This window comes from Microbacterium sp. B24, from assembly GCF_000333415.1.
Lineage (GTDB): Bacteria > Actinomycetota > Actinomycetes > Actinomycetales > Microbacteriaceae > Microbacterium.
Genome location: NZ_BADB01000340.1, coordinates 1 through 7518 on the forward strand (window position 1 = coordinate 1; position 7518 = coordinate 7518).

The 7518-nt window shown below is 69.4% G+C and carries 9 protein-coding genes and 1 pseudogene; 7 read left to right on the top strand and 3 right to left on the bottom strand.

All coding sequences use genetic code 11. From position 1 onward, the window contains the following. Nucleotides 1-579 (top strand): class II fructose-bisphosphate aldolase (locus I5I_RS08730; protein WP_036318398.1); only part of this gene is annotated, 579 nt, incomplete at its 5' end. Between the two features lie 113 nt (nt 580-692). Here the strand turns inward: I5I_RS08730 and I5I_RS08735 are convergent. The 3 genes from I5I_RS08735 to I5I_RS08745 are packed head-to-tail and all read right to left on the bottom strand — an operon-like array spanning nt 693 to nt 2850. Then, nucleotides 693-1262 (bottom strand): MOSC domain-containing protein, encoded by a 570-nt coding sequence (locus tag I5I_RS08735; RefSeq protein WP_036318399.1) that lies wholly within the window; start codon nt 1260-1262, stop codon nt 693-695. After that, on the bottom strand, nt 1259-1828 hold the full coding sequence (locus I5I_RS08740; RefSeq protein ID WP_036318400.1) for a DUF6264 family protein: 570 nt from the start codon (nt 1826-1828) through the stop codon (nt 1259-1261). Before I5I_RS08740 ends, I5I_RS08735 begins: the two co-directional genes overlap by 4 nt. Next, nucleotides 1825-2850, bottom strand: coding sequence for a 4-hydroxy-3-methylbut-2-enyl diphosphate reductase (locus tag I5I_RS08745; protein ID WP_051039537.1), 1026 nt, complete (start codon nt 2848-2850; stop codon nt 1825-1827). Before I5I_RS08745 ends, I5I_RS08740 begins: the two co-directional genes overlap by 4 nt. Nucleotides 2851-2947: 97 nt before the next feature. Here I5I_RS08745 and xseA point away from each other — a divergent pair, with 97 nt between their 5' ends. The 6 genes and pseudogenes from xseA to I5I_RS08775 all read left to right on the top strand — a co-directional run. Next, nucleotides 2948-4231, top strand: a complete 1284-nt coding sequence (gene xseA / locus I5I_RS08750; protein ID WP_036318401.1) for an exodeoxyribonuclease VII large subunit — start codon at nt 2948-2950, stop codon at nt 4229-4231. A gap of 1 nt (nt 4232) precedes the next feature. Next, complete coding sequence (locus tag I5I_RS08755; protein ID WP_083867978.1) at nt 4233-4463, top strand: exodeoxyribonuclease VII small subunit; 231 nt, start codon at nt 4233-4235, stop codon at nt 4461-4463. Beyond that, nucleotides 4463-5089 (top strand): DUF4245 family protein, encoded by a 627-nt coding sequence (locus I5I_RS08760; RefSeq protein ID WP_036318402.1) that lies wholly within the window; start codon nt 4463-4465, stop codon nt 5087-5089. Before I5I_RS08755 ends, I5I_RS08760 begins: the two co-directional genes overlap by 1 nt. Further along, on the top strand, nt 5086-5736 hold the full coding sequence (locus I5I_RS08765) for a carbonic anhydrase (RefSeq protein WP_036318403.1): 651 nt from the start codon (nt 5086-5088) through the stop codon (nt 5734-5736). Before I5I_RS08760 ends, I5I_RS08765 begins: the two co-directional genes overlap by 4 nt. A gap of 59 nt (nt 5737-5795) precedes the next feature. Further along, nucleotides 5796-7193, top strand: a complete 1398-nt coding sequence (locus tag I5I_RS08770; RefSeq protein WP_036318404.1) for a class II fumarate hydratase — start codon at nt 5796-5798, stop codon at nt 7191-7193. Nucleotides 7194-7228: 35 nt separating this feature from the next. After that, a pseudogene (locus tag I5I_RS08775) lies at nt 7229-7518 on the top strand (hypothetical protein); the annotation flags it as partial.

The following is a 7518-nucleotide window of genomic DNA, read 5'->3' on the forward strand; positions in this document are numbered from 1 at the left end:
GAGCTCGGTCCCGGGGATCCTCTAGAGTCGATCGGCGTGGTCGGCGGCGAAGAGGACGGCGTCAAGCACGAGGGCTCCAACGAGGCGCTCTACACGACCACCGCCGACGTGTCTCGATTCGTCGAGGCGCTCGGCCTCGGCGAGAACGGCCGCTATATCGCCGCTCTGACGTTCGGCAATGTGCACGGCGTCTACAAGCCCGGCAACGTGAAGCTGCGCCCCGAGCTGCTCGGCGAGATCCAGGCGGGCATCGCGGAGCGCTTCGGCACCGACGCGAAGCCCCTCGACCTGGTCTTCCACGGTGGCAGCGGCTCGACGCCGGAGGAGATCGCAACCGCCGTGGCCAACGGTGTCGTCAAGATGAACATCGACACCGACACGCAGTACGCCTTCACGCGTTCGGTCGCCGGCTTCATGTTCAGCAACTACGACGGCGTGTTGAAGGTCGACGGCGAGGTGGGCAACAAGAAGGCCTACGACCCGCGTGCCTGGGGCAAGGTGGCCGAGACGGCCATGGCCGCTCGCGTCGTCGAGGCGACACAGCAGCTCGGCTCGGCGGGGCATTCGATCAGCCTCTGATCCGCATCGAGAAACGCCCCCGGAGCTCACGTCTCCGGGGGCGTTTCTCGTCGGTATCCGGTGCCGCGATGTGCGGTGCCGCGCCGCGCTGAAGGCGGGTGCGGTCGCTGCGATCAGGCAGGGTCGACGTACGCGTCGAGCAGTCCCGGAGCACCGTCGGGCACATGGATCACCCGGATGGGATCGCCCGCGCGGACGGAGCCCGTGCGCACGACGCGCAGGTACGGACCGAGCCGCCGTTCTGCCGAGAACCGCCGCACCCAGCCGCGTTCCGCCGACCGGTCGACGGTGCGCACCCAGCGGGCGAAGGTCTGGCACGGTGTCCGCGGCATCGTCACCTCGACGACGGCCGTCTCCCCGATCCGCCACTGCTCGCCGATACGGGCACGATTGACGTCGAGCCCCTCGACACGGAGGTTCTCGCCGAACCATCCGGGCGGGAGAGGCGCCCGCAGCTGCGTCTCCCAGAACTCGGCGTCCTCCTGCGCGTACGCATACAGAGCCTTGTCCAGGCCACCATGGTGCTTCCGATTCGCCTGCACATCGGCATACGCGCCGTAGCGTCCGAGGCGCACCGCCCCGTCGACCGCGGCCTTATCGATCGCTGTCACACCGAGTGATCCGGCGTCGGGGCGCAGCGCCCGTACGACGCAGACGGCGAGAAGGCGCCCCGTGTCGCTCATCGGGCGAAGTGGGTGACGATCGCAGGGTCGCCGAGCAGCGGCACCGTCAAGCACACCGTGGCGAGGATGAAGGTCACGATCGCCCCCACGAGGGGAATCCACCACGACAGGCGACGCGCACGCAGCGACACCCACGACAGCAACGCGGTGAGCATCCACCCGCCGATGAAGACGAAGGCTCCGATGCGGCCCCACAGCTCGCCCTGCGCGGTGTTCGTGAACGTCGCGTCGATACCCGCGACCTGCATCCACGTCTGCGCGAAGCCGGAGAAGTCCCACAGCTGCGGCACCGCACTGACGACGGTCACGAGACCGTACACGAGCAGGGCGAAGGTGATGATGCGGTCCGCGGTGCGCGTCGGGCGCGCGGCGGCGGTCGTCGCCGGAGCGGTGGGCGGGTGGACTCGGCTGGGTGCCGTGTGCGGCAGCGCGGGGTGGGGCGAGACGGAGGCCGGTTCGGGCTGCTGGATCCGCGCCCGCTGCTCCTCGGGGCTCGCATACTCGCCGTACTGCGGACGCGGACGCGGCGTCTGCGCGTGTGTGGACGATCCGGTCGGGTCGCTCATCCGCGCGACCGCCCACCCAGTGCACGGTCGTCCCGGCGCCCGCTCGCGTCCTGGCGGAGCTCCTTGGGAAGCGAGAACATCAGATCCTCCTCGGCCGTGCGCACCTGCTCGACGTCGGCGTAGCCGGCGCCGGCGAGGTCGGCGAGAACCTCCTGCACGAGCACCTCGGGCACCGAGGCTCCGCTGGTGACCCCGACGGTCTCGACGCCGTCGAGCCATTCCTGCTGGATCTCGTGGGCGTAGTCGACGCGGTAGGCCGCTTTCGCGCCGTATTCCAGCGCCACCTCGACCAGGCGCACGGAGTTGGAGGAGTTCGCCGAGCCGACGACGATGACGAGGTCGGCGTCCTTGGCGACCTTCTTGATGGCGACCTGGCGGTTCTGCGTCGCGTAGCAGATGTCGTCAGACGGCGGATCCTGAAGCTCGGGAAAACGCTCGCGCAGACGGCGAACCGTCTCCATGGTCTCATCGACCGAGAGCGTCGTCTGCGACAGCCAGACGACCTTCGCCGGATCTTTCACGACGACCCGATCGGCTTCCTCGGGCGAGTTGACGACGGTGACGTGGTCCGGGGCCTCTCCGGCCGTCCCCTCGACCTCTTCGTGACCGTCGTGGCCGATGAGGAGGATCTCGAAGTCGTCGCGGGCGAAGCGCACCGCCTCGCGGTGCACCTTCGTCACGAGAGGACAAGTGGCGTCGATCGCCTGGAGGCCCCGCTCGGAGGCCGCGTTCACGACGGCCGGCGACACACCGTGCGCGCTGAAGACGACGTGGGCGCCTTCGGGCACTTCGTCGACCTCCTCGACGAACACGGCTCCCTTCGCCTCGAGCTCGGTGACGACGTGGATGTTGTGCACGATCTGCTTGCGCACGTACACGGGTGCACCGTAGCGCTCCAGCGCCTTCTCGACGGCGATCACGGCGCGATCGACGCCGGCGCAGTACCCTCGCGGTGACGCGAGGAGGACCCGCTTGTGTCCGGGGACCGGGTTATCCTGAAGCCGTCCGCGCGGGCCTGGAATGTGGGGCGTCGGAAGACGGATGGCTGTGCTGCTCACCCCTTGATTCTAGGGAGAGCGGGCTGAGTGAGGGCCGCATGCGCGCGGCGGAGAGGCATCGATGGCATCGTTCGCGTCCGCCCCCGGGCACGTCCCTCCTCCCGATGCGGTCGCTCCGCGCGACTCACGCACCGACGCTCCGACGTCGGTGTCACGGTTGAACGAGACCATCCGCGGGTTCGTCTCGACCTGGGGGTCCGTCTGGGTCGAAGGTGAGATCACCGCGTGGAACCTCCGCGGCGGCCACGTCTTCGGGCGCCTGAAGGACGCGAACGGTGACGCGATGCTCTCGTTCCGTCTGTGGTCTTCGACCCTTCAGCGCCTGCCCGATGACCTCAAGGTCGGCGACCTCGTGGTGGCGTGCGTGAAGAGCGACTTCTTCGTGAAGACCGGAGACTTCACCTTCACCGTCTCCTCGATGCGCCATACGGGCCTCGGCGATCAGCTCGAGCGGCTCGAGAAGCTGCGCGCCCAGTTGCGTGCAGAGGGACTGTTCGACCCTGCCCGCAAGAAGCGCCTTCCGTTCCTTCCCCAGCTCGTCGGCCTCGTCACCGGTGAGCGCAGCGACGCGGAGAAGGATGTGCACCGCAACGCCGAACTGCGCTGGCCGGGGGTCCGCTTCCGCACGATCCATGCCGCGGTCCAGGGCGAGCGCTGCGTTCCCGAGACGATCGCCGCGCTCACGGCGCTCGATGCCGACCCGAACGTCGACGTCATCATCATCGCCCGCGGCGGCGGCGATCCGCAGACCCTGCTCGGCTTCAGCGATGAACGCCTGGTGCGTGCGGTGGCCGCGGCATCCACGCCGGTCGTCTCCGCCATCGGCCACGAGAACGACCATCCGCTGCTCGACGACGTCGCGGACGTACGGGCGTCGACACCGACGGATGCCGCGAAGCGGGTCGTCCCCGACGTCTCGGAGCAACGGGCGCTCGTGAACCAGCTGCGCTCGCGTGCGCGCACGCGCCTCACGCAAAGGGTCGGTCACGACATCGCCCAGCTCGAGCAGCTGCGCTCGCGTCCTGTGCTGCGGACGCCCGAGTCTCTGCTCACGCCCCGCGCCCACGAGCTCTGGACCCTCGTCTCGCGCGGCCGCGACATCGTGCACCGACGGATGGATGCCGCGGAACGCACGACGGCGCAGCTGCGCGCGTCGCTGCGCGCCCTCTCCCCCGGCGCGACACTCGAACGCGGCTATGCCATCGCCCATCTGGATGCCGGGGTCATCGTCCGCGACGCTCGTCAGGTTCCGGTGGGCACCTCCGTGACGGTCACCGTCGCCGAGGGCTCGTTCAGCGCGCGCTCGGCGGGTCCGCTCGCAGAAGACGCCGGCGGGGCGGCCTAGAATGGACGCCATGACCAGCGACACGGCCACCGACGTCGCCGATCTCTCATTCGAGCAGGCCCGGGACGAGCTCGTCCGCGTTGTGGCCGAGCTCGAGCAGGGCGCGCCGACTCTAGAGCAGTCGCTCGCCCTGTGGACCCGCGGTGAAGCTCTCGCCGCGCGCTGCGAGGAGTGGCTGCTCGGCGCGAAGCGGCTTCTCGATGCCGCCCGTCCCGCGGACGCGGAGTCGTAATGGCATCGGGTCCTCGCATCGTCGCGGAGCTCGGCCGACCCGAGACGCCCGCGGAGACCGCCGATCGCAAGGCGGCCGCCTCGCGGGCGTACCGTCAGAGCAAGACCTTCCGCAACCTGGTGGCAGCTCTCCTGGTCATCATGGCCGTCGTCGCCGTCGTCTACTTCGGGGTGCCGCGCGGTTCACTGCCCGACCCTGAGGAGGCGGACGTGGCCGCGGCAGCACAGAGCGCGTCGGCAGCCATCGGACACCCGCTGCTGGTTCCTGTCGTCCCCGAGAACTGGCGCGCCAACTCGGCGCGACTGGAGGGCTCGATGTGGCGCGTCGTGTATGCACCGCCGAGCGGCTACGTGCGCGTGGCACAGGGCGTCGACGCCGACGCCGGATGGGCGACGAAGGTGCTGGGCGGGTTCGCGCCCTCCGGCAGCGTCACCATCGACGGGATCGCCTGGGACGAGTACACGATCCCTGCCGCCGCCCGCACCGACACGGTCTCGTACGCCATCTCGACGACGGCCGGCTCCGACACGGTGCTGATCTACGGGGCGACCGATGCCGCAACGGCCGCCGTCGCGGCGTCGGGCGTCACCGATCAGATTCTGACCATGCGCGAGGAGAAGAGATGAACGCAACCGCCCGCCCCACCCCTTCGCTCGTCTGGGAGGAGATGCTCGAGGGCAACGCCCGTTTCGTCGCAGGCGAGCCGCGCCATCCGCGACAGGACGTCGAGCGGCGCAACGAGCTCGCCGCCGCCCAGACCCCGCGGGCCGCGCTGTTCGGCTGTGCGGATTCACGCCTGGCGGCGGAGATCATCTTCGATCAGGGCCTCGGCGACCTGTTCGTCGTCCGTAACGCCGGCCAGGTCGCCTCGGACTCCGCGGTGGCCAGCCTTGAGTATGCCGTCGCGGCGCTGGACGTCTCGCTCATCATCGTGCTCGCACACGACGCGTGCGGTGCCGTGCGCGCCGCGATCGACTCCACCGCGCTCGGCTCCCCCGAACTCCCCCCGCACATCTGGCGCCTGATCGCGCGCATCGTGCCGGCGGCACGCACCGTGCTCCGCGATGCCGGCGGCGAGGTCGATCCTCGTGAGCTGGACGCCGAGGACGTGGGACGGGAACACCTCAAGAACACGGTCGACGATCTGCTCGCCTCCTCGCGGCTCATCGCCGACGCGGTCGCCGAGGGCCGACTGGGCATCGTGGGCGCGAACTACCGGCTGAGCGAGGGCACGGCGGTGCCGCACGTCGCCGTAGGCCTCCAGACGGCCTGAGCCGGGCTCCCGCCCGACACCACAACCGAAGACGCACAGGAAACGAGGACGTGACCGCAATGACCGAGACCACCGAGTACCGCATCGAACACGACACGATGGGCGAGGTGCGCGTGCCGAAGGACGCTCTCTACGCCGCACAGACCCAGCGCGCCGTGGAGAATTTTCCGATCTCGGGCACCGGGCTGGAGTCGACGCAGATCGCCGCGCTTGCGCGCATCAAGAAGGCCGCCGCGCTGGCCAACAAGGAACTCGGAACCCTTGATGGCGCGATCGCCGATGCGATCGCGGCTGCCGCCGACGACGTCATCACCGGTCGATACGACGCCCACTTCCCCGTGGACACATACCAGACGGGTTCGGGCACCTCGTCGAACATGAACATGAACGAGGTACTCGCCTCGCTCGCCACTCAGAAGCTCGGCGCGCCGGTGCATCCGAACGATCACGTCAATGCATCGCAGTCGTCCAACGACGTCTTCCCGACCTCCGTCCACATCGCCGTCACACAGGCGCTCATCGATGACCTCATCCCCGCCCTCGACCACCTCGCTGTCGCCCTGGAGGCGAAGGCGCTCCTGTGGAAGGACGCCGTGAAGTCGGGCCGCACGCACCTCATGGACGCGACTCCCGTGACCCTCGGACAGGAGTTCGGAGGGTATGCGCGCCAGATCCGCCTCGGCATCGAGCGGGTGCGTGCCGTGCTTCCCCGCGTGGGCGAGGTGCCGTTGGGCGGCACGGCCGTCGGCACCGGCATCAACACACCACTCGGCTTCCCGCAGAAGGTCATCGCGCTCCTGGCCGAGGAGACCGAACTTCCCATCACCGAAGCGCACGACCACTTCGAGGCGCAGGCCAACCGCGACGGCCTGGTCGAGGCATCCGGCGCCCTGCGCACGATCGCGGTCTCGCTGACGAAGATCAACAACGACCTGCGATGGATGGGATCGGGCCCCAACACCGGCCTCGGCGAGTTGCACATCCCCGACCTGCAGCCCGGGTCCTCGATCATGCCCGGAAAGGTGAACCCGGTCGTCCCCGAGGCGACCCTCATGGTGTGCGCGCGCGTGATCGGCAACGACGCGACGGTGGCCTGGGCGGGCGCATCCGGCTCGTTCGAGCTGAACGTCGCGATCCCGGTCATGGGCACGGCCCTGCTGGAGTCGATCCGCCTGCTGTCGAACGCGATGCGCGTGCTGGCCGACAAGACGGTCGACGGTCTGGAAGCGAACCTCGAGCGCGCCGCCGCCTTCGCCGGGATGTCGCCGTCGATCGTGACCCCGCTCAACAAGCTCATCGGCTACGAAGCGGCGGCGAAGATCGCCAAGCACGCCGTCGCCAAGGGCATCACGGTGCGCGAGGCTGTGATCGACCTCGGCTACGTCGAAAGAGGAGAGCTGACCGAGGCGCAACTCGACACGAAGCTCGACCTTCTGTCGATGACGCACCCCGGCTGATCGCCTGCTCCCCCTGTCGGGTTCATAATCAGAGGGTGAATCGCGCCGTCCGCCCTCCCCGTGCGGCAAGGCGCGCACGCGGGCTCGGCGTCGTCCTGGCCGTGGTCGCGGCGGGATTCGGACTGACGGCGCTCGCGCTGCTCTCGGTCCACGCCGCGACCGGCGCGCCGACCACCTGGGTCTCGGTCGTCGTCTTCGCCGCTGCAGCGGCTCTGACACTCGCGGTGACGGCACTGGTGGGCTGGCTGCTCCTGGACGAGAGACGCCACACGCCAGAGCTGCCTGACGGCCTCGAGAGCCCCGATGCTCTCTTCGACGCCCAGCG